The organism is Streptomyces sp. NPDC052012 (assembly GCF_040689265.1).
Lineage (GTDB): Bacteria > Actinomycetota > Actinomycetes > Streptomycetales > Streptomycetaceae > Streptomyces.
Map to the genome: position 1 here is coordinate 351,526 of NZ_JBFAXA010000001.1, position 24,320 is coordinate 375,845.

22 protein-coding genes and 1 riboswitch are annotated in these 24,320 nt (G+C 72.6%); of the genes, 8 read left to right on the top strand and 14 right to left on the bottom strand.

Translation table 11 applies throughout. The features are described from left to right. Positions 1 to 88 precede the first annotated feature (88 nt). Entirely contained in the window at positions 89 to 733 is a 645-nt protein-coding gene (locus tag AB0412_RS01580; protein ID WP_366400408.1) for an HNH endonuclease family protein, read from the bottom strand. Between the two features lie 418 nt (positions 734 to 1,151). On the opposite strand from AB0412_RS01580, the gene AB0412_RS01585 reads away from it, so the two are divergent. Next, positions 1,152 to 1,733, top strand: a complete 582-nt coding sequence (locus tag AB0412_RS01585; RefSeq protein ID WP_366400409.1) for a TMEM165/GDT1 family protein — start codon at positions 1,152 to 1,154, stop codon at positions 1,731 to 1,733. Between the two features lie 209 nt (positions 1,734 to 1,942). Further along, positions 1,943 to 2,611, top strand: coding sequence for an HAD family hydrolase (locus AB0412_RS01590; protein WP_366400410.1), 669 nt, complete (start codon positions 1,943 to 1,945; stop codon positions 2,609 to 2,611). Between the two features lie 134 nt (positions 2,612 to 2,745). Here AB0412_RS01590 and AB0412_RS01595 read toward each other — a convergent pair whose 3' ends face one another. After that, positions 2,746 to 3,747, bottom strand: coding sequence for a peptidoglycan-binding protein (locus tag AB0412_RS01595; RefSeq protein ID WP_366400802.1), 1,002 nt, complete (start codon positions 3,745 to 3,747; stop codon positions 2,746 to 2,748). A 166-nt stretch (positions 3,748 to 3,913) separates the two neighbouring features. Here AB0412_RS01595 and AB0412_RS01600 point away from each other — a divergent pair, with 166 nt between their 5' ends. Next, positions 3,914 to 6,007 carry an MFS transporter gene (locus AB0412_RS01600; protein WP_366400411.1) on the top strand — a complete coding sequence of 698 codons (2,094 nt, stop codon included), beginning with the start codon at positions 3,914 to 3,916 and terminating at the stop codon, positions 6,005 to 6,007. A 6-nt stretch (positions 6,008 to 6,013) separates the two neighbouring features. Here the strand turns inward: AB0412_RS01600 and AB0412_RS01605 are convergent, their stop codons facing one another. Continuing rightward, the gene (locus tag AB0412_RS01605) at positions 6,014 to 6,508 is read right to left on the bottom strand and encodes a GNAT family N-acetyltransferase (protein WP_366400412.1); all 495 of its coding nucleotides are present in this window, start codon (positions 6,506 to 6,508) and stop codon (positions 6,014 to 6,016) included. Between the two features lie 96 nt (positions 6,509 to 6,604). Between AB0412_RS01605 and AB0412_RS01610 the strand changes: the two genes are divergently transcribed. Both AB0412_RS01610 and AB0412_RS01615 read left to right on the top strand, forming a co-directional pair. Continuing rightward, positions 6,605 to 7,276, top strand: a complete 672-nt coding sequence (locus tag AB0412_RS01610; protein ID WP_366400413.1) for a hypothetical protein — start codon at positions 6,605 to 6,607, stop codon at positions 7,274 to 7,276. Between the two features lie 3 nt (positions 7,277 to 7,279). Continuing rightward, positions 7,280 to 7,873, top strand: coding sequence for a hypothetical protein (locus AB0412_RS01615; protein ID WP_366400414.1), 594 nt, complete (start codon positions 7,280 to 7,282; stop codon positions 7,871 to 7,873). Positions 7,874 to 7,892: 19 nt separating this feature from the next. On the opposite strand, the gene AB0412_RS01620 is transcribed toward AB0412_RS01615, so the two are convergent. After that, positions 7,893 to 8,306 carry a DUF1992 domain-containing protein gene (locus AB0412_RS01620; protein WP_366400415.1) on the bottom strand — a complete coding sequence of 138 codons (414 nt, stop codon included), beginning with the start codon at positions 8,304 to 8,306 and terminating at the stop codon, positions 7,893 to 7,895. Between the two features lie 98 nt (positions 8,307 to 8,404). Between AB0412_RS01620 and AB0412_RS01625 the strand changes: the two genes are divergently transcribed. Next, complete coding sequence (locus tag AB0412_RS01625; protein WP_366400416.1) at positions 8,405 to 8,797, top strand: hypothetical protein; 393 nt, start codon at positions 8,405 to 8,407, stop codon at positions 8,795 to 8,797. A gap of 12 nt (positions 8,798 to 8,809) precedes the next feature. Here the strand turns inward: AB0412_RS01625 and AB0412_RS01630 are convergent, their stop codons facing one another. Together AB0412_RS01630 and proP are read right to left on the bottom strand one after the other, a co-directional pair. Then, positions 8,810 to 9,481 carry an O-methyltransferase gene (locus AB0412_RS01630; protein ID WP_366400417.1) on the bottom strand — a complete coding sequence of 224 codons (672 nt, stop codon included), beginning with the start codon at positions 9,479 to 9,481 and terminating at the stop codon, positions 8,810 to 8,812. A 25-nt stretch (positions 9,482 to 9,506) separates the two neighbouring features. Further along, positions 9,507 to 10,937: a glycine betaine/L-proline transporter ProP gene (proP, locus tag AB0412_RS01635; RefSeq protein ID WP_366400418.1), complete on the bottom strand. Its 1,431-nt coding sequence runs from the start codon at positions 10,935 to 10,937 to the stop codon at positions 9,507 to 9,509. 390 nt (positions 10,938 to 11,327) lie between these two features. On the opposite strand from proP, the gene AB0412_RS01640 reads away from it, so the two are divergent. Beyond that, positions 11,328 to 13,379, top strand: a complete 2,052-nt coding sequence (locus AB0412_RS01640; RefSeq protein WP_366400419.1) for a bifunctional glycosyltransferase 87/phosphatase PAP2 family protein — start codon at positions 11,328 to 11,330, stop codon at positions 13,377 to 13,379. Here AB0412_RS01640 and AB0412_RS01645 read toward each other — a convergent pair. Next, entirely contained in the window at positions 13,333 to 15,006 is a 1,674-nt protein-coding gene (locus tag AB0412_RS01645) for a hypothetical protein (protein WP_366400420.1), read from the bottom strand. The two genes, AB0412_RS01640 and AB0412_RS01645, sit on opposite strands and share 47 nt — an antisense overlap. 135 nt (positions 15,007 to 15,141) lie before the next feature. Continuing rightward, positions 15,142 to 16,311: a steroid 3-ketoacyl-CoA thiolase gene (locus AB0412_RS01650; protein ID WP_366400421.1), complete on the bottom strand. Its 1,170-nt coding sequence runs from the start codon at positions 16,309 to 16,311 to the stop codon at positions 15,142 to 15,144. Between the two features lie 237 nt (positions 16,312 to 16,548). On the opposite strand from AB0412_RS01650, the gene AB0412_RS01655 reads away from it, so the two are divergent. Beyond that, entirely contained in the window at positions 16,549 to 17,784 is a 1,236-nt protein-coding gene (locus AB0412_RS01655; RefSeq protein ID WP_366400422.1) for a cytochrome P450, read from the top strand. A gap of 72 nt (positions 17,785 to 17,856) precedes the next feature. Here AB0412_RS01655 and AB0412_RS01660 read toward each other — a convergent pair whose 3' ends face one another. The 6 genes from AB0412_RS01660 to AB0412_RS01685 all read right to left on the bottom strand — a co-directional run bounded on the left by AB0412_RS01660 (position 17,857) and on the right by AB0412_RS01685 (position 24,092). After that, complete coding sequence (locus AB0412_RS01660; RefSeq protein WP_366400423.1) at positions 17,857 to 18,273, bottom strand: transglycosylase SLT domain-containing protein; 417 nt, start codon at positions 18,271 to 18,273, stop codon at positions 17,857 to 17,859. Positions 18,274 to 18,532: 259 nt separating this feature from the next. Further along, the gene (locus AB0412_RS01665) at positions 18,533 to 19,369 is read right to left on the bottom strand and encodes an ECF transporter S component (protein WP_366400424.1); all 837 of its coding nucleotides are present in this window, start codon (positions 19,367 to 19,369) and stop codon (positions 18,533 to 18,535) included. Continuing rightward, positions 19,366 to 21,027 carry an ATP-binding cassette domain-containing protein gene (locus AB0412_RS01670; protein WP_366400425.1) on the bottom strand — a complete coding sequence of 554 codons (1,662 nt, stop codon included), beginning with the start codon at positions 21,025 to 21,027 and terminating at the stop codon, positions 19,366 to 19,368. Before AB0412_RS01670 ends, AB0412_RS01665 begins: the two co-directional genes overlap by 4 nt. Then, positions 21,024 to 22,232 carry an energy-coupling factor transporter transmembrane component T gene (locus AB0412_RS01675; protein ID WP_366400426.1) on the bottom strand — a complete coding sequence of 403 codons (1,209 nt, stop codon included), beginning with the start codon at positions 22,230 to 22,232 and terminating at the stop codon, positions 21,024 to 21,026. Before AB0412_RS01675 ends, AB0412_RS01670 begins: the two co-directional genes overlap by 4 nt. Further along, positions 22,225 to 22,869 (bottom strand): SCO2322 family protein, encoded by a 645-nt coding sequence (locus tag AB0412_RS01680; protein WP_366400427.1) that lies wholly within the window; start codon positions 22,867 to 22,869, stop codon positions 22,225 to 22,227. The genes AB0412_RS01675 and AB0412_RS01680 overlap by 8 nt, the downstream gene beginning before the upstream one ends. Then, positions 22,866 to 24,092, bottom strand: a complete 1,227-nt coding sequence (locus tag AB0412_RS01685) for a prenyltransferase/squalene oxidase repeat-containing protein (RefSeq protein WP_366400428.1) — start codon at positions 24,090 to 24,092, stop codon at positions 22,866 to 22,868. The genes AB0412_RS01680 and AB0412_RS01685 overlap by 4 nt, the downstream gene beginning before the upstream one ends. Before the next feature lie 142 nt (positions 24,093 to 24,234). Continuing rightward, a riboswitch (cobalamin riboswitch) is annotated at positions 24,235 to 24,307 on the bottom strand. Between the last annotated feature and the right edge of the window lie 13 nt (positions 24,308 to 24,320).

Below are 24,320 nucleotides of genomic sequence, written 5' to 3' on the forward strand. Positions count from 1 at the left end.
GACCCCTTCCTCCGTCGCTGCGTACGGTACGCAGCGACGGAGGCCGACGGGGAGATCCCGGCGACGAGCCGTTTCGCGCGCCCCGCGGTCAGCAGCTCGCGAGGTGGCTCTGCAGGGCGGACTTCTCGGCGGAGTCGACGGACAGGCCGTAGTAGTACTTCACCTGCACCCAGGCGCGGACGTAGATGCAGCGGTACGCCGAGCGCGACGGCATCCAGGTGGCCGGGTCCTGGTCGCCCTTGGCCTGGTTGACGTTGTCGGTGACTGCGATCAGCTGCGGGCGGGTCAGGTCGTTGGCGAAGGACTGGCGGCGGGAGGTGGTCCAGGAGTCGGCACCGGAGTCCCAGGCCTCGGCCAACGGCACCAGGTGGTCGATGTCGACGTCGGAGGCGGCGTACCAGGTGGCGCCGTCGTAGGGGGAGTACCAGCTGCCGCTGGTGGCGGCGCAGGAGGAGTCGGTGACGACGCCCGAGCCGTCGCGCTTGAGGACGGTCTCGCGGGTGTTGCAGGTGCCGCTGACGGTGGTCCAGTGCGGGAAGAGGTCGCGGTTGTAGCCGGTGCGGTCCTCGGTGGCCACGGTGAGGCTGGCGAGATAGCTGCGGGCGGTGGTGGCGCTGACCGGGGTGGGGAGAGCGGCGGAGGCGGTCGGGCCGTTGAACAGCCCGACGGAGGCTATGAGTCCGGTGAGCGCCGCGAGTATGCTCAGGCGTCGACGCGCGTAGAACTTCGGCATGCGAACTCCCTTGTGAGGTGGGGGCGTTGAGGTGCGAGCAGGGGAATGCTCGCCACGCCGCATGACGGGGAGGGGTGTGTCCGGTAAGAAGCTAGTGACGCGTTCATGACACGTCCATGGTTCAGGTGTGGTTCAGCTGTGAAATTTCTCGCGCGGGGGCCGGCGCGGGCCTCGCGTACCATGGAGGGCGCAGAAGGGGAGTAGCTCTTCGCCGGACCGTCGACATACTGCTCAGCTCGCCTGAGCCGGCGCCCGGAGGCGGACCTCGGCAGGACCGGGGTCGGCCAGCGAGACCTTCGGCAAGCAGTGCACGCCCGTGCCGTACGGCAGGGGCACCGAGTGTGCTGCCGTGCCGAGGTGTCCGCGTCATGACCGCACAGCACTCTCGGTGGGGCAGCCCCGACCGATTGAGGAACCGTTGATCAGCCTGACCGTGACGGCCGTCGTCTTCGGCGTCGTCTTCCTCGCCGAACTGCCCGACAAGACCGCGCTCGCCGGACTCGTCCTCGGCACCCGCTACCGCGCCTCCTACGTCTTCGCCGGTGTCGCCGCCGCCTTCGCGCTGCACGTCGCCCTCGCGGTGGCCGCCGGAAGCGTGCTGACGCTGCTGCCGCAGCAGATCGTGCACGCGCTCACCGGTGTGCTGTTCCTGGCCGGTGCGGCGATGCTGCTGCTGAAGAAGGACGAGGACGAGGGGGAGGTGCGCAAGCCGGAGAACCAGAGCTTCTGGAAGGTCTCCGGGGCGGGGTTCATGCTGATCCTCGTCGCCGAGTTCGGTGATCTGACGCAGATCATGACGGCGAACCTCGCCGCCAGGTACGACGACCCGCTCTCGGTGGGCCTCGGCGCGGTGCTGGCGCTGTGGGCGGTGGCCGGGCTGGGCATCGTCGGCGGGAAGGCGCTGATGAAGCGGGTTCCGCTGCGGCTGATCACGCAGATCGCGGCGCTGCTGATGCTGGGGCTCGGGGTGTGGAGCCTGTGGGAGGCGATCGCCGGGTGACGTGCGCTCCGCGGAGGGGCCGGCCGTCGGTCGGCGGAAGCCTGCGTGAACGGTTGGCGAAGCCGGTGGCGCCGGGACCGGATCGTTTTGTACCGTGGATGAACAAAGTGGCTCCCGCCCGTTTTCCCTGACCGGCGGGCGGGGCCGCCTTGTCCCTCCGGGGGAGCGCCGTCGCGTTCCTCCACCTACGCGTTTGGGAGTTGCTGCCGATGTCGGCCACCGCCGTACTCACCGCCCGAGCCCTCCTGCTGGACATGGACGGCACCCTCGTCAACTCCGATGCCGCGGTCGAACGCGTCTGGCGGCGCTGGGCCGAGCGGAACGGGCTCGACGGGGACGAGGTGATGAAGGTCGTGCACGGGCGGCAGGGATACGCCTCGATGGCGCTGCTGCTGCCGGACCGGCCCATGGAGCAGAACTACGCGGACAACGCGCGGATGCTGGCCGAGGAGACCGCCGACACGGAGGGCGTTGTCGAGATTCCGGGGGCGCGGGAGTTTCTCGCGTCGCTGGTGGGGTTGCAGGTGCCGCATGCGTTGGTGACGTCGGCCGATGTCGCGCTGTCCACTGCGCGGATGGCCGCGGCGGGGCTGGAGATGCCCGCGGTGCGGGTGACCGCGGAGTCCGTGGGGGCGAGCAAGCCGGATCCCGAGGGGTTCTTGAAGGGGGCGGCCGAGCTGGGTGTCGATCCGGCCGAGTGCGTGGTGTTCGAGGACTCCGGGGCGGGGATCGCGGCGGGGCGCTCCGCGGGGATGCGGGTGGTCGGTGTCGGGCCTCGGGCCGGGGCGTACGGGCCGGATGTGGTCGTGCGGGATCTGACGCAGGTGCGGGTGGAGGCCGTGGGGGACGGGACCGTTCGGCTCTGCATCGGGGAGTGAGTGCGGAGACTGTGGGGGGCGTCTGAGGACCGCTGCCGGGTGCGGGTCTGATGTGGCTGGTCGCGCCCGCGCGGCGGAGCCGCATAGCGATACAGCCCCACGCCCCTGAGGGGCGCGCCGGTCCGGGCGTTCCTTTAAGGCTCCCTGGTCTCCGACTCCAGCATGGCCCGGGTCTGGGGGCCGTACACGCCCAGCTCCTCCCGGATGCCCCGGGACCACTGGTAGTTCTTCAGGGCGTCCTCGACCCGGCGGTTGAAGTAGCCGTTGATGTCGTCGTTGTAGAGGTAGAGCTGGCGTAGGCGCAGCTGGAGTTCGGTCACCTCGTCGCCGCGGTCGCCGCGGCGGAGGACCGGGGCCGGGGCCGTGCGTTCGCCGTCGTCCGCGTCCTCGGCGGATTCCGCGGGGGCGCTGGTCGTCGGGCCGGCGGGCTCGGTCGTCTTCGACGGGGTCGGGGTCGCGCTGGAGGCGGACGGGGACGGGGATGCCGATGCGCTCGTGCTCGGTGACGCCGAGGCGGACGGGGACGTCGACGGGGAGGCCGAGGGCGCGCTGGTGCTCGGGGCCGGCGACGGCTCGGTCGGTGTGACGTCCGGGACGCTCGCCCTGACCTCGTCCGGCAGGGCCTTGTCCCGGGACGGGGTCTCGTAGGAGAACAGGCCGCTCGCCCAGCCGGCTGCGCCGATCACCGCCACGACGGCTCCCGCGGCCCCGAGCAGCGCCGTACGGCGCAGCCGGCGCGGGGGCGTCGTGAGCGTGTCGTCGTCCGCGGCGGGGCGGGCCTCTCCGCTCGGGGGCGTGGCCTCGAAGAGGTCGAGGTCGTCCGCGTTCGGCCGGCTGGTCGGCGGGGCGAGCGGCGTGGGCAGTACGGAGGTCTCCGGCGGGACGGCACGCAGGGGCATGGTCGCGTCCGCCGGGGTGTCGTCCCTCTGTGCGCCGTCCGGCGTATCGGGCGCCGGGCTGCCGTCCAGCTCGACGTACGGCCGTATCCGTAGCGGATCGAAGTCCTCGGCCGCGGCCGCCTCGGCCGTGCGGGCGTCGCGGAGAGCGTCGGCCGCGCGGGCCGTGCACGTACACGAAGGGGTGTTGTCGCTGTTTCTGGGCGTGCCGCACTCCGGGCACGGGTTCCCCTCGGGCATCTCCACGCGTCGTCCCTCCCCTCGCGAACTCCAGAGATTATGCAGATCTTCTCCACACCATCGGTCGCACGCCCCCGGAATACGAACTTCCGGCAGGACTCAACAGGCCATAACGGGTCACACCGATCACGATGGAGGAGGGAATCGCGAATCTGTGGAGGTCTTCATGGCCGACGACGCGCACGGCGGGACGAGGAAGGTGAGCGACGCGCAGCCCTCACCCGGCGCCGGGCCGCCGGCCGTGCAGGACGCCGACGACCGGGAGCAGGTGTCCGGCAACGTGCTCGTCTCCATCGGCGCCCTGCTGCTCGGTCTGCTGCTCGCCGCCCTCGACCAGACCATCGTGTCCACCGCGCTGCCCACCATCGTCAGCGAACTGGGCGGCCTGGAGCACCTGTCCTGGGTCGTCACCGCGTATCTGCTGGCCTCGACCGCCGCGACACCGCTGTGGGGCAAGCTCGGCGACCAGTACGGGCGCAAGCGGCTGTTCCAGACGGCCATCGTGATCTTCCTGATCGGCTCGGCGCTGTGCGGGGCGGCGCAGGACATGTCCCAGCTGATCGCGTTCCGGGCACTGCAGGGGCTGGGCGGCGGCGGGCTGATCGTGCTGTCGATGGCGATCGTCGGGGATCTCGTGCCGCCGCGTGAACGCGGGCGGTACCAGGGCCTGTTCGGCGCGGTGTTCGGCGCGACCAGTGTGCTCGGGCCGCTGCTCGGCGGGCTGTTCACCGAGCATCTGAGCTGGCGCTGGGTGTTCTACATCAACCTGCCCGTCGGCATCGTCGCGCTCGCCGTGATCGCCACCGTGCTGCACATCCCGCGCCGGGCGACCAAGCACGTCATCGACTACCTCGGCACCTCCCTCATCGCGGCCGTCGCCACCTGCCTGGTGCTGGTCGCCTCCCTCGGCGGCACCACCTGGGCCTGGGGTTCCGTGCAGATCGTCGGGCTCGCGGTGCTGGGCGCCGTCCTCGCCGTCGCCTTCGTCGCGGTGGAGCGGCGGGCCGCCGAACCGGTGCTGCCGCTGAAGCTGTTCCGGATCCGCACCTTCACGCTGTCCGCAGTGATCAGCTTCATCGTCGGCTTCGCGATGTTCGGCGCGATGACCTATCTGCCGACCTTCCTCCAGGTCGTCCAGGGCGTCACCCCGACCATGTCCGGCGTGCACATGCTGCCCATGGTGGCCGGCATGCTGATCGCCTCCACCGGCTCCGGGCAGGTCGTCAGCCGCACCGGCCGCTGGAAGGTGTTCCCGATCGCGGGCACCGCCGTCACCACCCTCGGCCTGCTGCTGCTCCACCAGCTCGACGAGAACAGCCCCACCGGCGAGATGAGCGCCTTCTTCTTCGTCTTCGGCCTCGGTCTCGGCCTGGTGATGCAGGTCCTGGTGCTGATCGTGCAGAACGCCGTCTCCTACCAGGACCTCGGCGTCGCCACCTCCGGCGCGACGTTCTTCCGCTCCATCGGCGCCTCGTTCGGCGTCGCCATCTTCGGCACCATCTTCGCGAACCGGCTCGGCGACGAGCTCGCCGCCGCCTTCCGCGGCGTCCAGCTCCCGCCCGGCGTCTCCCCCCGCGCGCTCGAGGCCGACCCGCGCGGCATCGACGCCCTGCCCGCCGCGCTGCGCCCGGACGCCGTCCACGCCTACGCCACCGCCATCACCGACGTCTTCCTGTACGCCGTCCCCGTCGCCCTCGCCGGTTTCGTGCTGGCCTGGTTCCTCAAGGAGGACCGGCTGCGCGCCTCGGTCACCGCCCCCGACGTCACCGAGACGCTCGCCAGCAACCCCGTCGAGCGGTCGTCGTACGACGAGGTGTGCCGCGCGCTGTCGCTGCTCGGCACCCGCGAGGGGCGCCGCGAGATCTACCGGACGATCACCGCACGCGCGGGCTACGACCTGCTGCCCGCGGCGAGCTGGCTGCTGCTGCGGATCCGCAGGTACGGCTCGGTGGAACCGGCGGTGCTGGCCGAACGCAGCACCATCCCGCTGAACGTCGTGATGGAGGCCGCCCGCCAGGTCGAGGTGCGGCATCTGGCGGCGCGGCAGGGGCTCGACCTGGTCCTGACCGACGAGGGGCGTCAGGTCGCCGAACGGCTGGCGCAGGCCCGGGAGGAGTCCCTGGCCGAGCTGCTCGGCGACTGGTGGGGGCCGGACCGGCCCACCGATCTGGTGCAGCTGGTGCACGAGCTGTCCGGTGAGCTGTGCGGCTCGCGGGGCGAGCGCCCGCACGGCGAGCGCCCGGCGACGCGCGTGGGGTGAGGCAGGTCAGCCGAGCGCCTTGGCGAACCAGTGCTCGGCGTACGGATCGGCGTTGTGCGGCTCCGTCTCCGTGTAGCCGAGCCGGGCGTACAGGGCGCGCGCCTCGACCAGGTCGCCGCGGGTGTCGAGGATCATCCGGGTGGCGCCGCGGGCCCGCGCCGCGTCCTCGGCCGCTCCCACCAGCAGCGCCGCACCGCCCCGGCCGCGCATCCGCTCGTACAGGAACACCCGGGTCAGCTCGGCGGTCGTGCCGTCGGCCGTCAGCCGGATCCCGGCGCTGCCGGCCGGTTCGCCCGCGTACCGCGCGACCAGCAGCAGACCGCTCGGCGGCGCGAGTTCGGCCCCCGTGCTCGCGGCGATCTCGCGCTCCAGCTCCGCCGGATCGGTGCGGCGCCCCTCGTGCAGCAGGTACCAGCGGTCGCTGACCTCCGTGTAGTAGGCCCGCCAGAGCGCGGCGGCGATCGGGGAGTCGTACGGTTCCGGGGCGACGGTCCAGGTCATGCCCGCATTCTGTTTGTGGCCCCGGTTCCGGGCTACCCGTTTTCGCGAACCGGCTCGCGAGGAGTGCCGGTTGGGACGAGAACCCGGAAGGCATACATGTCCACTGGACTGATCATTGCGTTGATCGTGATTGTTGCCGTCCTCGTGGCCGTCGCGGCCGTCGTCACCCTGCGCGCTCGCGGCCCGCGGCACGGCACGAGCCTCAAGCGGCGCTTCGGGCCCGAGTACGACCGGGCCGTCGCGCGCCACGACGGAGACACCAAGGCGGCCGAGCGGGAGCTCGCCGACCGCGTGGAACGCCACGGTTCCCTGCACGAGCGGGAGTTGGAGCCCGCCGAGCGGCAGCGGTTCGAGGCGCGCTGGACGGCCGCGCAGGAGCGGTTCGTCGAGTCACCGCGGGACGCGCTCGCCGAGGCCGACCGGCTGCTCGCCGATCTCGCCGGCGCCCGGGGCTTCCCCGACGGCGGCCACTACGAGGAGCAGCTCGCCGCCCTGTCCGTGCACCACGCCCACCACGTCGACGGCTACCGGCGCGTGCACCGGGTGGCACAGGCGCACGCGAACGGCGCGGCGGACGGTGGCGCCGGCACCGAGGAGATGCGTGAGGCCATGGTCGAGGCCCGCGCCCTGTTCGACGACCTCCTGCGTCCGTCCCGGCACGACGGCGGACGCCACCGCACCGCCCCGGACGGCGAGCACGGCACGCGGCCGGCCCGCGGCTCCCACATGCCGTCGCTGCTGCACCGGCGCCAGACGAAGGAGAGCTGAGCCATGACCGACGCGACCCGGCACCCAGAGAACCCCACCGGCGGTACCGGACGTGCCGACGGCAGCGAGAGCCCGCTGGTCGCGGCGCACCCGCAGCCGGCCGACACCGGAACCGGTACCGGCCCCGACACCACCACCGGCCCCCGCGACACCCGGGCCTGGGAGACCGGCGGCACACCTGGCGCCCGCGACACCCGGACCGGGGAGGCCGCCGGCACGCCCGGCGCCCGCGACACCCGGACCGAGGACACCGCCCGCACGCCCGGCGCCCGTGACACCCGGGCCGGGGACGCCGCCGGCGCCGGGCAGCGGCTGCTCCCGCGCGACGACGGCGACAAGCTCGCCGCGCAGCTCCAGCACGCCGTGGCCGGCTTCGTCGACACCCCGCGCGATGCCGTGCGCGAGGCCGACCAGGTCCTGCAGGAGCTCACCGAGCGCGTCACCCACGCGGTGACCGAGCGGCGCCGCACGCTGCGCCGGTCCTGGCAGTCCGCCGACACCGGCGAGGGCGGGACCACCGCGGCCACCGACACCGAGCAGCTGCGGCTGGCCCTGCGGGACTACCGCGAGCTGGCGGAGAAGCTGCTGCACGTCTGAGCCGCCGGGCGGACACCCCCTAGCCGCCCGCCGCCTCCCGGCGCTCCCGCCACTGCCGTACGACGTCCTCGACGTCGTACGGCTTCTTGCCCAGCGGGGGGCCGGGCGGCGGCTTGAACATCATCTCGCGGATCCTGGCGTTGATCTCCGTGAGGATCTTCCGTGCGATCCGCTCCGAGGGCGCCGCGAGTGCCGCCTCCAGCGCGTCCTCGGCCTCCTTGCGCAGCGCCAGCGCCGGCGGGAGCACGGACAGGCCCTCGCGGGCCATCTTCCGCTTGACCCACCACAGTTCGTCGTAGGTGGCCTCCACGTCGCGCGGCAGCGGCTTGCCCGCCCCCGGCAGCCGGTCGAACTCCCCGCGCGCCTCCGCGTCACGGATCTGCTTGTCGGCGAACGACTCGAAGCTGACGCCGGGTGGCTTTCGCTCGGTCATGGCCCCATTGTGCCGGACGCCGCGCAGCCGGGCGTTTTATCATGCGGCGGGCTCTCGGGCCCTGCCCAGCCCGCCAGGACGTCTCAGGAGGAGCGCACGTGCTCGAACTCACCATGGCCGCCGTGTCCGCGGCGGAAGCGGGTGCCACGGCCGGCATGCACATGGCCGACGCGCCCAGCGAGCCGGGCGCCGTGCTGCGGGTGGGCCGCGACCGGTCGGTGTGCCGGCTGGCCACCCCGGACGACTGGCTGTTCGTCTCCCGGGTCCATCTGGAGTTCCAGTGCGGGCAGGACGGCAGCTGGCACCTGACCTGGCTGCGCGGCTCCCTGCCCGAGCCGTCCTCCGAGGTCCGCCTCACCATCGGCGAGTACGCCACCCCGGTCCCCTACGGCGGCACCGTCGCGCTGCCCCGGGGCGGCAGCGGCGAGGTCGTCATCCAGGACCGCACCGCCCCGCGCAGCGTCAACGTGGGCTTCTACCACGAGGTGTGAGCGCCACGGGGCTCAGGCCAGCACCCTGGCCAGCGCGAACCCGTCGTGGCCCTTGGCGCCGACCGTCTGGACCGCGGTACCGCTGAGCCGTGGATGGCTGCCGATCAGCTCCAGCGCGGCCCGGGTGCCGGCCACGTCCGGATCGGTGTTGTCCGGATCGGCGACCCGGCCGCCGCGCACGACGTTGTCGAGGACGATCAGGCTGCCGGTGCTGGTGAGCTTCAGCGCCCACTCCACGTAGTGCGCGTTGTTGGCCTTGTCGGCGTCGATGAAGACCAGGTCGAACGGCGGCGGGTTCTCGTCGGCCAGCCTCGGCAGCGACTCCAGGGCCGCCCCCACCCGCACCTCGACCAGCTTGTCCAGGCCGGCGCGGGCGAGGTTGCGGGCCGCGACCTCGGCGTGCCGGGGGTCGTACTCCAGGGTGATCAGCCGCCCGTCCGGCGGGAGCGCCCGGCCCAGCCAGATGGTGCTGTAGCCGCCGAGCGTGCCGATCTCCAGGATGTGCCGGGCGCCCTGGACCTGGGCGAGCAGCTGGAGCAGCTTGCCCTGGTTCGGTGCGACGGCGATGGACGGCAGCCCGGCCGCCTCGCTGTCCCGCAGGGCGGCGTCCAGGACCTCGTCGCCCGGTGCGAGGTGGGCGGTGAAGTAGTCGTCCACCTCGTGCCAGAGCCGCGCGTCGCTCATGCACCCGTACCTTTCGTCCGCTGGGTCAGGCGGAGCCGGCGGTCCCGGCCGCCCCGGCTTCCAGTGTCCTCGCCTCCAGCGACGGTGCCGAACCAGGCAGCGGCTTTCCGGCCGATTCCGCCATGCGCCACACCGCGAGACCGCCGATCACGGCCGCGGCCATCATGTAGTAGGCGGGCATCATCATGTCGCCGGTCGCGCCGATCAGCGCGGTGACCACCAGCGGGGTGGTGCCGCCGAACAAGGACACCGAGACGTTGAAGCCGATCGACAGGGAGCCGTAGCGCACCCGGGTCGGGAACAGCGCCGGGAGCGCGGCCGGCATGGCGGCGGTGAAGCACACCAGCAGCAGGCCGAGCGCGCCCATGCCGGCGGCGACCGCGAGCAGCGAGCCGTCGCGGATCAGCAGCAGCGCCGGGACGGACAGCAGCAGGAAGCCCGCGCAGCCGGTGGCGATGACCGGGCGGCGGCCGACGCGGTCCGTCAGCGCGCCGACGAACGGCTGGGCGAGCATCATCAGCGCCATCACGCCGAGCACCACGAGCAGGCCGTGCGTCTCGTCGTAGCCGAGCTCGCTGGTCAGGTAGCTCGGCATGTACGACAGCAGCATGTAGTCGGTGACGTTGAAGACCAGCACCAGGCCCACGCACAGCAGCAGCGCGTTCCACTGGCCGGTGACCATCTCGCGCAGCGGCACCTTCGGGCGGTCCGACTCGGCCTTCTCCACCTCGGCGGCGAAGGCGGGGGTCTCCTCCAGGCGCATGCGCAGATACAGGCCGATGAGGCCCATCGGGCCCGCGATCAGGAACGGGATGCGCCAGCCCCAGGAGAGCAGGTCCTCGGAGGAGAGCAGCGCCGTCATCAGGGTGACCAGGCCCGCGCCCGCGATGTACCCGGCGAGCGTGCCGAACTCCAGCCAGCTGCCGAGGAAGCCGCGCCGCTTGTCGGGGGCGTACTCGGCGATGAAGGTGGACGCGCCGGCGTACTCGCCGCCGGTGGAGAAGCCCTGCACGAGGCGGGCGGCCAGCAGCAGGATCGGGGCGCCGACACCGATCGCGGCGTAGGAGGGGATCAGGCCGATCGCGAAGGTGCCCGCCGCCATCATGATCATGGTGAGGGCGAGGACCTTCTGCCGCCCCACCCGGTCGCCGAGCGGGCCGAAGACCATGCCGCCGAGCGGGCGGACCAGGAAGGCCGCGGCGAAGGCGCCGAACGTCGACAGCAGCTGGGCGGTGGGGTTGCCCGAGGGGAAGAAGACCTTGCCCAGGGTGACCGCGATGTAGCTGTAGACACCGAAGTCGAACCATTCCATCGCGTTGCCCAGGGCGGCAGCCTTCACGGCGCGCCGGACGAGCGCGGGGTCGGTGACGGTGGGGGCCTGGGCGGCGGGATCGGGGGTCTGCGCGGCGACGGACTTGTGCGGGGACACGGGAGCGGCGACGGGGGCGGTCGACAAAACGACGCTCGCCTACCTTTCGACGGGGACAGGGACGGGCTCCGCGCGGCGGCGCTGTCGGGCAGAACCAAGCAAGCGACGATAGGCGCCGCCTGTCCCTGTACGGGTGGTATGCGTGTCGTTGCAGGGTGCATATAAATGGGGGATGTGCAGGCACGCAGCACTCCCGGCGCGCCCGGTCCACCGCGCCCCGACGTGATCCTTCTCGCGCCCCGGACGCGCAACCGAAGTCCCGGCCGTCTATCGTCGACCGGACAAAAGCGCAAAGGACGTCAGGTGAATCGGGGGTGGCCTGCGTCTTGGCTCAGGGGCGGTGCGAACTCATAGGGTTCGCAGAGTGACCTTCCATGCACACAGCGCATGGACCAAGGGGCGGGAGGCCGACGAGGCGTGGCGAATGCGGAGCACAGCGGGCGACCGACGGAGGCTCTCGGGGCGACGGCCGTCGGCGGAACCCAGGCACGGCTGCGCGCGGCGCGCCTCGGACTGTGGCTGGTCGCCGCCGTCCTCGCCGTGCGGCAGGTCGCCGTCGTCCTGAGCACCCCGCGCGGTGAACGGCTCACCGACCTGGAGACCTGGGTCGGACCCGAGGGCGTGCTGCACGTCAGCGGCTCGCTCTACGACTCCACCCGCTTCACCGGCACCCCCTTCGGCGGGCTGGTCCTCAAACCCCTCACGAGATCGGCCGAGCAGGCGCTCGGCTGGGGCTGGACCTTCGGCACGCTGCTGCTGGTCGTCGCGCTCGGACTGGTCGCCGCCCGCGCCCTGCCCCAGCCCGTCGGCCGCCGCACCGCGCTGCTCGCCGCGCCGGTCGCCGTCAGCCTCCTGATGCTGTCGCTGCCGGTGCGCAACGCCCTGTGGCTCGGCCAGACCAGCATCATCCCGGTCCTCCTCGTCCTGCTCGGTTGCTTCGTCGCCCACGGCCAGCGCGTCAGCGGCGCCCTCATCGGCCTCGCCGCCGCCCTGCAGCCCACGCTGCTGCTGTTCGCGCCGCTGCTGTGGTTCACCGGCCGCCGCCAGGCCGCCCTCGCCGGTGGCGTCACCTTCGTCGGCCTCACCGGGCTCGCCTGGGCCGTGATGCCGCACGACTCCTACACCTACTGGGTGCACCACATGGCGGGCGTCGGCCTCGGCGGACGCGCCGACGACCTCGCCAACCAGTCCCTGCACGGCGCCCTGCTCCGCCTCGGCCTCGAAGGCACCGTGGAGATCGGCCTCTTCCTGCTGCTCGGCGCGACCGTCGCCGCGCTGGCTGTCAGACGCGCCGTGCGCTACGCCCGCGACGGCCAGCTGCTGCTCGCGGTCGGCATCACCGGCTGCGCCGTCATCGTCGTCTCCCCGACCGCCTGGCAGCACCAGCTGCTGTGGGTGCTGCTCACCGTCGTCGGACGGGTCGGGCGGCGCGCCTCCGACCGGCCGGTGTGGCCCGTCGCCGTCGTCCTGGTGATGACGCTGCCCGCCAAGATGATGCTGCCGAACATGGCGGTGCTGTACCCGCTGCGCGACAACGTCGTCCTGCTCGCCGCGCTGGCCGCCGCCACGGCCGTACCGTTCCTGTCCCGCACCTCGGAGTACTACCGCTCGCCGATCCCCACGCGGTACGCCGCCCCGGTCCCGGCCCGCTTCTCCTGGATCCCGCTGCTGCCGTTCCTGCGCAGGGTGCTGACCCGCCCGAACCTGCTGCTCGAGCTGCTGCTGATCCGCGTGACGTACGCGGCGTACGCCAAGGTGCGGCTCGCGGCGACCGGCGGCAGCAACTCGGCCGGACGGGCACGCGCGGAGGAGCACGGCCACCAGATCCTCGACCTCGAACGCTTCCTCCACCTCGACATCGAGTACGCGGTCAACCACGCCGTGGTGAAGATCGGCTGGCTGCGGGAGTTCTTCGACTTCTACTACACGTCGTTCCACTTCGTCGTGCCGCTGACCGTCCTCGGCCTGCTGTACTGGCGGCGCCCCGTCGACTACCGCTGGGCCCGCGCGAGCCTCGGCTTCGCCACCCTGCTCGCCCTCGTCGGCTTCTGGCTCTACCCGCTCGCGCCGCCGCGCCTGATGCCGGAGCTCGGCATCATCGACACGGTGCACGGCGTGCAGGACTTCACCCAGCCCGACTACGGCACACTGACGGCCCTCACCAACCAGTACGCGGCGATGCCGTCGCTGCACTTCGGGTGGTCGCTGTGGTGCGGGGTGGTCATCGCGATCGTCGCGCCGAAGGTGTGGATGAAGGCGCTGGGCCTGCTCCACCCCCTGTTCACGGCCGCCGCGATCGTGGCCACCGGCAACCACTGGATCCTGGACGCGGCGGGCGGTGCGGTCGTCGTCGGCGCCGGCTTCGCCCTGACGTACGTGCTGCAGGGGCCGCGCGCCCGGACGGTCACGGCCGCGGCCGAGCTCAGCAGCGAGCGGGCGGTGCCGGAGAAGGACCGTACTCCGAGCTGATCCGGTACTCGCCCGGCGCGGGCACGGTGAGCCGGGTGAACTCGCCCGCGCGGCTCAGACACCCGCCGTCGCTGCGCAGCCAGGGCGAGTAGGCGATCCGCACGGTCACCTCCCCGGGCCGGGACACCCGCAGCACGACCTCGGCACCGGAGGTGCGGACGACGGTGCCGGGGGCGGAGACGAGGGGCACGGCGTCGCGGACCCGGAACACCTGCCAGTGCGCGTCGTGCCACACCGGCAGGAGCCAGTCGGGCCGGGTGCGGCTGTCCCGTATCAGCCGGGCCTCCTCCTCGGCGAACCCGTCGGGCTTGCCGTTCGGCAGGACGACGAACCCGACCGCCCAGCGGTCCAGCCATGCGCGGTAGGTGTGGGCGGAGAAGGACCCGTCGTAGAAGAGCCGGGCCCGTTCCATGTCGAGCTGACGGTTCCAGCCGCGGGCGAGCGGGACGTGCGGGGCGAGCAGCGTCGCCTCGCGGTGGTTGCGGGCGGGCACGACCTCGACACGGGAGCGGTCGGCGCCCAGCCCGTCGAGGGCGCGGACGACGCCGTGGGTGTGCGCGGCCCAGGCGGGCACGGTGGTCGACACGGCGAGGTCGTCTGCGGTCTTCTTGCCGAGCCAGGCGACGGAGAAGACGAGGACGGCGACGAGGAGGGTACGGCGCAGCGGTCGGGTGCGTGGCGTACGCAAGGACGGCTGGGCGAGGAGTGCGGTGAGGAGGACGACGGGGGCGGCGTACTCGGCGAAGCGCTCGATGTTCGTGCCGATGGGGGAGGGGACGAGATACGCGAGGACGGTCCCGGCGGCGTAGACGGCGCCGCTCCACCGGGCGACCGTCCAGGTGCGCGGGGCGAGGGCGGTGATCGCGAGACCGAGGAGGACGGGCGGCCATATCCGGGAGGCGGGCATGAGCTGCTCGCCGCTGAAGGGGAAGAACAGGCTGGTCGTGCCGACGACGGCGGCGGGCGGCAGGGTGAGGACCAGCGCGGAGGCGGTGTGCCGGCGGCCGCTGAGCAGGAACCCGGCGCCGACGACCGCGAGGAACAGCCCGGCGACCGGGGACGCCATGGTGGCGAGGGCGGCGTAGGCGCCGGCGAGGACGAGCCGCGCGCCCCTGACGTCCCGGACGAGATGAAGAGCGGCCGCGAGCCCGAAGGCGACCCCGAGGGCGAAGGTGGTCCGCCCGGAGGCGACGTTGCACCACAGGGCGAGCGAGGCGAGGAGGGCGGGGCCGAGGGGTCTTCGGACCCCGGTACGGCGGACGAGGACGCCGGCGATCCAGGAGGCGGCGATCCCTGAGGCGACGGTGATGGTACGGACACCGAGGGCGGCCATCAAGTACGGCGAGACGAGGCTGTAGTTGGCCGTGTGCATCCCGCCGTACCAGAAGAGGTTGTACGCGGAGTCCCCGTGCCGTTCGGCGAACCCGGCCCAGGCTTCTTGGGCCGCGAGATCGCCGCCGCCGGTGGCGAGGAAGGCCCACCAGACCGCGTAGAGGGGGAGGACGGGGAGGGTGGCGAGGAGAGGAACGCGGTGGCGTCGGAGAAAGCTGCGGAGGGGGTGGTTCCGCTGGAGGGTGTCGGCCGGGTCCGCTTGCTGGGTGGCGAGGGCGAGGTCGGCAGGGGGCACGGTGAGGTAGACGTGGAACGGGGCGCGGGCGTTTACCTGGAGGGCGCTGAAAAGTCACCGTGAAGTACGGCACCGGCGTGGGGTGCTGTCCCGCCTCGTCGTCTACAGCGAGGACTACGAGACTGAGCTGGACGGCTACAACCGCTGAATGATCGTGCCGGTGGCCAGCCCACCCCCCGCGCACATCGTGATCAACGCGAACTCCTTGTCCGCGCGCTCCAGTTCATGAAGCGCCGTAGTGATCAATCGCGCCCCCGTCGCCCCCACCGGGTGGCCCAGCGCGATCGCACCGCCGTTCACGTTCACCTTCTCCAGGTCCTGGTCGAAGACCTGCGCCCAGCTCAGCACCACCGACGCGAACGCCTCGTTGATCTCCACCAGGTCGATGTCCCGGAGGGTCATCCCGGCCCGGCCCAGCACCGCGTTGGTCGCGTCGATCGGGCCGTCCAGGTGGAAGTGGGGGTCTGAGCCGACCAGGGCCTGGGCGACGATCCGTGCCCTCGGCTTCAGCTTCAACGCGCGAGCCATCCGCTTCGACGCCCACAGGATCGCCGCCGCGCCGTCCGAGATCTGGGAGGAGTTGCCCGCCGTGTGCACCGCTGTCGGCATCACCGGCTTCAGGCCCGCCAGCGCCTCCATGGACGTGTCGCGCAGGCCCTCGTCCCGGTCCACGAGGCGCCACATGCCCTGACCGGCGTGCTGCTCCTCCTCCGTCGTCGGGACCTGGACGGCGAAGGTCTCCCGCTTGAAGCGTTCCTCCGCCCAGGCGTGCGCCGCCCGCTCCTGGGAGAGCAGGCCCAGCCGGTCCACGTGCTCACGCGTGAGGCCCCGGTGGCGCGCGATGCGCTCCGCCGCCTCGAACTGGTTCGGAAGGTCGACGTTCCACTCGTCGGGGAAGGGCTTGCCCGGCCCGTGCCTGGAGGCCGATCCCAGGGGCACCCGCGACATCGACTCCACGCCGCACGAGATGCCCACGTCGATCACCCCTGCCGCGATCATGTTCGCGGTCATGTGGGACGCCTGCTGGGAGGACCCGCACTGCGCGTCGACCGTCGTCGCCGCCGTCTCGTACGGCAGGCCCATCGTCAGCCAGGCCGTGCGCGCCGGGTTCATGGACTGCTCGCCGGCGTGGGTGACCGTGCCGCCGACGATCTGTTCCACGCAGTCGGCGGGGATGCCGGTGCGACCCAGGAGCTCGCGGTAGGTCTCGCCCAGGAGGTAGGCGGGGTGGAGGTTGGCGAGCGCGCCGCCGCGCCGGCCGATGGGGGTGCGTACGGCTTCGACGATCACGGGCTCCGCGGCCATGGGGGGTCCTCTCCGCAAACTAGTACCCGGAACTAGTACGCGTTCTAGTTCTGTGGGCAGTCTGCTGACTCGGAGGCCGGTGCCGCAAGGGTCGTGCAGCGGCTGAGGTCGTGATCCGCCCCAGAAAGGCGGGCAATTGGCCGCGGTCCGTCCCTTGCGGGTTGTAGAACTCGTTACTACGGTCCCCCCAGCTCCGTAACTGATGAGCCGTCAAAAACCGACGCTGCTGGAGTGACCATGCCCTGTCCAGCGCTCCCCGACGGGTTCGACTTCACCGACCCCGATGTGCTGCACCGCCGCGTGCCCCTGCCGGAGTTCGCCGAGCTGCGCCGGGCCGAGCCGGTGTGCTGGGTCGCCCAGCCGGCCGGAGTGGCCGGCTTCCGGGACGAGGGGTACTGGGCCGTGACCCGGCACGCCGACGTCAAGTACGTCTCCACGCACCCCGAGCTGTTCTCGTCGTACGAGAACACGGCGATCATCCGCTTCAACGAGGACATCGAGCGCGACGCGATCGACGCGCAGCGGTTCATCATGCTCAACATGGACCCGCCGGAGCACACGCGGGTGCGGCAGATCGTGCAGCGCGGGTTCACTCCCCGGGCGATCCGTGCGCTGGAGGAGCGGTTGCGGGCGCGGGCGGTCGCGATCGTGGAGGGGGCGCGGACGCGCTCAGGGCCGTTCGACTTCGTCACCGAGGTGGCCTGCGAGCTGCCCCTGCAGGCGATCGCCGAGCTGATCGGGGTACCGCAGGAGGACCGGGGCAAGATCTTCGACTGGTCCAACAAGATGATCTCGTACGACGACCCGGAGTACGCCGTCACGGCCGAGATCGGCGCGCAGTCGGCCGCCGAGATCCTCGCGTACGCGATGAACATGGCGGCCGAGCGGAAGCGGTGTCCGGCGCAGGACATCGTCACGCGGCTGGTGGCGGCGGAGGACGAGGGGAACCTCAGCAGCGACGAGTTCGGCTTCTTCGTGCTGCTGCTGGCAGTGGCCGGCAACGAGACGACGCGCAACGCCATCACGCACGGGATGCACGCGCTGCTCACGCACCCGGACCAGTGGGAGCTGTACAAGAGGGAGCGGCCGGCGACCACGGCGGAGGAGATCGTGCGCTGGGCGACGCCGGTGGCCGCCTTCCAGCGCACGGCGACGCAGGACACGGAGCTGGGCGGCAAGACGATCCGCAAGGGCGACCGGGTCGGCCTGTTCTACTCCTCCGCCAACCACGACCCCGAGGTCTTCACCGCCCCGGACGCCTTCGACATCACCCGCGACCCCAACCCCCACCTGGGCTTCGGCGGCGGCGGCCCCCACTACTGCCTCGGCAAGTCCCTGGCCGTCCTGGAGATCGACCTGATCTTCAACGCGATCGCGGACGCGATGCCGGGACTACGCCTCGTCGGTGACCCGCGGCGGTTGCGCTCCGCCTGGATCAACGGCGTCAAGGAACTCCTGGTGAGCGTGTCCTGACGGCACGGCGAAGGCGGCGCCCCCGGGGATCTGGGGGGCGCCGCCTTCGGTATCAGGGGGTGGGGAGCCGGCTCAGTACCAGTTGTTGGCCTGCCAGAACTTCCACGCGTCGCACGGGCTGCCGTAGCGCTCGTTCATGTAGTTCAGGCCCCACTTGATCTGCGTGGCGGGGTTGGTCTTCCAGTCGGAGCCGGCCGAGGCCATCTTCGAGGCGGGGAGCGCCTGGACCAGGCCGTACGCACCGCTGGAGGCGTTGGTGGCGGTCGGGTTCCAGCCGCTCTCGTGCTGGACGATGTTCGAGAAGCACTGGAACTGGGCCGAGTTGCCGATCATCTTCTTCGCGGTCGCCTGGGCCGAGGAGGCCCCGGTCGTCGCGGCGTGCGCGGGAGCCGCGGCGATCAGCGTGCCGCACGTGACGGCGGCGAGGGCGGTACCGGCGAGGGCCTTCTTCGGGGCGGCGAGGGTGCGGAGGAAGGAAGCGGCGGACACAGGCGGCCTTTCGGTCGGAAGCAGGATGGTCGCGGCATGCCGGTGCCGCACGAGTCATGAGTGCGGCGGGGGCATGCGTCGGCGCCGCGGCCCTGGTGGGCACGTCGGCGCCTGGCGACGTCGTCCAGACAAGCAGGCGGCGGAAGTGTCCGCAAAGGTCCCTTTTACTAGCGCTCGTCGCATGAGCGGAGCTCGTCCGCTGCTGTGCCCCACGGGCCCAAGGGCCCTGACTACGAGCCTGCTTCGTACGTGACCCGCGTCATGTGGGGCGCTTCACCTGGGCGGGGTCCGCGAATGTGACCGGCGCCTCGAAGGCGGCGCGCCGGGTGGCTCTGCGTAGTGCCTTCAGCACAGGCGTGCCGAGCGCCAGCGTCAGCGCGACCGTGACCACGGCCCGGCCCAGGTCCCACCCGAGGGACGTCGCCAGGCAGTAGGCGAGGAAGCGGGCCAGGTTGGCGGGCGGCGACGCGTCCGGGTCGAAGGCGATGTTCGAGGCCAGGGCCGACATGAAGGGCCAGCCCGCCATGTTCATCACCGTGCCGTACGCGAAGGCCGCCAGGAAGCCGTACGCCGCGAGCATCCACACCTCCGCGCGGCCCCGCAGACGGTCCGGGCCCGGCAGCAGGCCCGCGCCCATCGTGAACCAGCCCATCGCCAGCATCTGGAACGGCAGCCAGGGCCCCACCCCGCCCGTGAGCAGCGCGGACGCGAACATCGTGAGCGAACCGAGGACGAAGCCGAAACCCGGGCCGAGGACCCTGCCGCTGAGGACCATGAGGAAGAACATCGGCTCCAGGCCCGCCGTGCCCGCACCGATGGGCCGCAGAGCGGCACCCGTGGCGGCGAGGACGCCCAGCATCGCCACCGCCTTCGGCCCGAGGCCCGACTCCGAGATCGTCGCCGCCACCACCGCGACCAGCAGCACCAGCAGACCCGCGAACAGCCACGGCGCGTCCTGGGCGTGCGCGTTGAGGGTGGAGGCGGGCGGGGCGAGGAAGGGCCAGGAGAACCCGGCCACGCCCACCGCGCTCACCAGGGCCAGCGCCGCCAGTGAGCGGGGGCCCAGTCGGATGGCTCGGGCCTGGCGATCGGTCACCGCAGGGCCTCCCGTACCTGGCTCACCGTGAGCCACTGCTGCGGGGCGAGGATCTTGGCGACCTGCGGGGCGAAGGACGGGGACGCGACGACCACCTCCGCCGCCGGACCGTCCGCGATCACCTCGCCCTCGGCGATCAGGACGACCCGGTGCGCGAGCTCCGCGGCCAGCTCCACGTCGTGCGTGGCCAGGACGATCGCGTGACCCTCCGTGGCCAGGCCGCGCAGGAGGGTGACCAGGCGGGCCTTCGCCGCGTAGTCGAGGCCGCGGGTCGGTTCGTCCAGCAGGAGCAGGGGCGGCCGGGCCGTGAGGACGACCGCGAGGGCGAGGGTCAGACGCTGGCCCTCGGACAGATCGCGAGGGTGGGTGTCGTCGGCCACGCCCGGCAGCAGTTCCGACAGCAGCGCGCGGCAGGTGCCCGGCTCGGCGCCCGCGTCCCGGTCGGCGGCGGAGCACTCGGCGGCCACCGTGTCGGCGTACAGCAGATCGCGCGGCTCCTGCGGGACCAGGCCCACGCGGCGCACCAGGTCACGGGGGCGGGTCCGGTGCGGGACCGCGTCTCCGGTGCGGACCGAGCCGGAGGAGGGTGCGACCAGGCCGACCAGCGCGCCGAGCAGGGTCGACTTCCCGGCGCCGTTGCGGCCCATGAGGGCGATCGTCTCGCCGGGAGCGACGGTCAGGTCGATGTGGCGCAGGGCCTGGACGCGGTCGCGGCGGACGGCGAGGGAGCGGACCTCGGCGACGGGGGCGGTGGCGGGGGCGCCGGACGTGCGGCCTGCGAACAGACGCCTGCGGGCGGGAGACCGCGTGGAGGCTGCGGTCTCCTCGCGCGGCTGCTGCCGGTCCGCGAGGCGTTCCCGCAGCGGGGCCGCACGGCGGCGGGCGTCGCGGACCGTCAGCGGCAGCGGGGACCAGCCAGCGAGGCGGCCGAGGTCCACCACCGGCGGGCTCACGGGGGAGACGGCCATGACCTCCGCCGGGGTGCCCAGGAGCGGGGGCTCGCCCGGGGCCGGGAGCAGGGCGACCTGGTCGGCGTACTGGACGACGCGCTCCAGGCGGTGTTCGGCCATGAGGACCGTCGTACCCAGGTCGTGGACGAGGCGCTGGAGGACCGCCAGGACCTCCTCGGCCGCCGCGGGGTCGAGGGCGGACGTCGGCTCGTCCAGGACCAGGACCCGGGGGTGCGGGGTGAGGACCGAGCCGATGGCGACGCGCTGCTGCTGGCCGCCGGACAGCGTGGCGATGGGGCGGTCGCGCAGATCGGCGAGGCCCAGCAGGTCCAGGGTCTCCTCGACGCGGCGGCGCATCACGTCCGGGGCGAGGCCCAACGACTCCATGCCGTAGGCGAGTTCGTCCTCCACCGTGTCCGTCACGAAGTGGGACAGCGGATCCTGGCCCACCGTGCCGACGACATCGGCGAGTTCACGCGGCTTGTGGGTGCGGGTGTCGCGGCCGGCGACCGTGACCCTGCCGTGCAGGGTGCCGCCGGTGAAGTGCGGGACGAGACCGCTGACCGCGCCCAGCACGGTCGACTTGCCGACACCGGACGGGCCGACGAGGAGGACGAGTTCGCCCTCCGGGACCTCGAAGTCGACGTTCCGGACGGTGGGTTCGCTCGCGCCGTCGTACGTCACCGACACGTTCTCGAAGCGGATCACGACGGCTCCTTGCGGGTGTTCCCGGTGTTCCGGGTGTCCTCGGGGGCGGGGGCGACGAAGGCGGGGAGCAGGCCGATCAGGACGGCCGCCGCGGGCCAGAGGGGGAGGGCGGGAGCGACGAGCGGGACCACTCCGGGGTGCAGCGCCGCCGGATCGCGGGCGGCGGCGAGCGCGAGCAGGGCCGCTACGGCCGCACCGGAACCGGCGACCAGCCAGGCGCGTACGTCCCAGCGGTCCGGGCGGTACCGGGTGCGCGGGGAGCGCCGGCCGCCGAGCCACAGACCCGCGAGGGCCGCGGTGAGACCGGCGAGGAGAACGGGGATGCCGTACGTGGCACCCGCGGCCGTGAGCAGCCCGTACGTTCCCGCGCAGACGCCGAGCAGACCGCCGAGCGTGAGGGCGGCGGTGGTACGGCGGACCGCGGGCGGGACCTGGGCGGTGCGGCCGTAACCGCGGGCGTCCATCGCGGCGGCGAGCGCGACGGAACGCTCCAGGGCGCCCTCCAGGACGGGCAGGCCCACGTGCAGCAGGCCCCGGATGCCCTTGTCGGGACGGCCGCGCAGGCGGCGGGCGGCGCGCAGGCGCTGGACGTCGGCGATGAGGTTCGGCGCGAAGGTGAGGGCCACGACGACCGCCACGCCCATCTCGTACAGCGCGCCGGGGAGGGACTTCAGGAGGCGGGAGGGGTTGGCGAGGGCGTTCGCGGCACCGACGCAGATGAGGAGGGTGGCGAGCTTCAGGCCGTCGTAGAGCGCGTACGTGAGGGCCTCGGCGGTGACCCTGCCGCCGAGGCGGATGCCCTGCGCCCAGTCAGGGAGGGGGACTTCGGGGAGGGTGAGGAGCACGTGCGTGCCGGGGATGGGGGAGCCGAGGACGACCGCGAAGAGGAGGCGGATGAGGAGGACGGCGAGGGCGAGCTTGACGAAGGCGCCGTAGGAGCGGGCCCAGGGGGCGTCGGGGCGGCGGGTGGCCACGACGTACGCCGAGACGGTGATGAGGAGGGTGAGGAGGAGGGGGTTGGTGGTGCGGGTGGCTGCGGTGCCGAGGGAGAGGGACCAGAGCCACCAGGCGCCGGGGTGGAGTTGGGTGCGGGTGCGTGGGGGCTGGGCGGGGGTGGGGACGCTTGCCGGCGCTGGCAGGGTGCCGCTGCGCCCACCCGTGCCGCCCCAGCGGCACGACTGCCCGCAGCTGCGTGCGTCAGACATTCCGGTTGCGGCGGCGGGTCTGCCAGAGGGCTGCTGCTCCCAGGAGGGCGACCGCTCCGATTCCGGCGATCAGGCCCAGTGAAGGGCCGCTGTCCGAGGCGGGCTTCTCCTTCGCCGGGGTCTGCTTCGTGTCGCCGCTCGACACCTGCTCCCCGCAGCCCTTCTCCGGGTACCCCGCTATCGCGCACAGCAGCGCGTTGGTGTTGTAGCGGAGGGGCTTGGCGACCGAGGCCAGGGCATCGGCGGTGGTGGCGTCCTCGGAGACCTGTGCGCACGCCGTGCGGTGCGCCGGCGGTCGTTCGCCCGACGGGGCGTCGGCCGCGGTGCCGAAGTCGATGACCAGGGCCACGCGCTTCGTGCCGTCCTTCGCCGGGGTCTTCGCGCAGATCGTGTCGAAGCCGGCGGTGCCTCGTGGCTTCGCCGCGTCCGCGGAGTTCTCGCTGACGGAGAAGCGGAAGCCCTGGACGTCGCCGTCGTAGGGGCGGGTGGTGGACGGGCCCTGCGTGGCGTACGTCCACTGCTCGCCGTCGCGCTCCCAGAACGACCAGTAGCGGTAACCGGCGGCCTGGGCCTGGCCCGCTCCCGCCAGTACGGGCAGGAGCGCGGCCAGGAACAGCGGCAGGGCCCGGCGGATCACGGCTGCTGCCTCTTCCCGCGGCCGCTGATCAGGAAGCCGATGCCGATGCCGGCGATCAGGCACACGCCGACGTACCACCACACCCCGAAACCGGAGTCCGAGTCGGAGTCGGATTCGGAGGCCGAGTCGCCGGCCTTGTCCTTCGTCTGCGCGGAGTCCCCGGAGGGACCCGTCGCCGTCAGCTGCTTCACCAGGTCCGCCCCGCCGAAGTCGCGCGGGTCCGCGCCCGTCGCGTGGGCGGCGAGGATCAGCTGGGAGAAGGCGGCGGGGCCGCTCTGGGCCGCCCAGTCGCCGGAGTTCTTCTCCAGCCAGGCCAGGGACTTCTTCGCCGGTTCGACGGCGCCCTGCGCGGCGAGCGCGACCACCGCGTCCGCGGTGTTGCCGTAGTCGGGCTGCTCTGAGCCGCCGAGCGCGGAGACGAGGTGACCGTCCTTCGCCAGCGCGTCCGTGAGGTGGGCGGCGCCGTTCGCGGCGGCCTGCTCCGGGCTGTCGGCCTTCTTGCAGGAGGCCTTCGCCGTACCCGACGTGCCGGGCTCGACGACCAGACCCTTGCCGAGCGAGCCGAGCACTCCGGCCGCGGTGGCGTCCCCGTTGGCGACGAGCTTGCCCTTCTTGTCGGGCTGGAAGGCGAACGCGCCCGCGCCGTCGCCCTCGCAGGGCAGCGCCAGCTTCAGCAGGGCGTCGTAGGGGGACTTGCCGTTCTTCCTCACCTCGGCCGGCTGCTCGCCGGCGGCGGCGAGCGCGCCGATGACGACGGACGTGGAGTTGGTGTCGCTCGCGCCGCCCGCCGCGTAACCCCAGCCGCCGTCCTTGTTCTGGACGGACTTGAGCCAGTCGACGGCCTTGTCGGTCACCGCGTCGTGGCCGCCGAGCGCGGCGAGAGCCTGGACGGCGGCGCCGGTCTGGTTGGTGTCGACCATCGTCTTCGCGTCGCACGCCTTCGCGGTGTCGGCCCGGTAGGGGGCGAACGAGCCGTCGGCGCACTGCTGGCCGACCAGCCAGTCCACGGCCGCCTTAGGCGGCTCGACACCGGCCGTGTCCTGGGCGAGCAGGGCGAGCGACTGGCGCCAGACGCCGTCGTACTGCGGGTCGCTGTCGCCGTACAGGGCGGAGGGGAGGGCCTTCGACGGCTCGGGGGACGGGGACGAGTCGGCGGCGGCCGGGGTGGCGGCGCCGATCACGGCGACGGCGGCCAGGACCGCTGCGCTGCGGCGGACGTTCATGATCGGCGGGTGCCTCTCTCCCTTTGGTGCCGGTGCAGGGAGCTGGGCGGCAGGGGAGACCCCGGCGGCTCGGCTCCGTATACCTCGACGGTGCCGTGCTCCGGCGGACTGCCGGGCACGTGAGCCGGTCACGATCCGTCCGGGGCATTCCGGCTGACCGTCCCGAGGGACGGCTCACGGTTGCGGGTCAGCGCCGGAATTGCACCGGCTTCCCCCCGTACGGCGTGA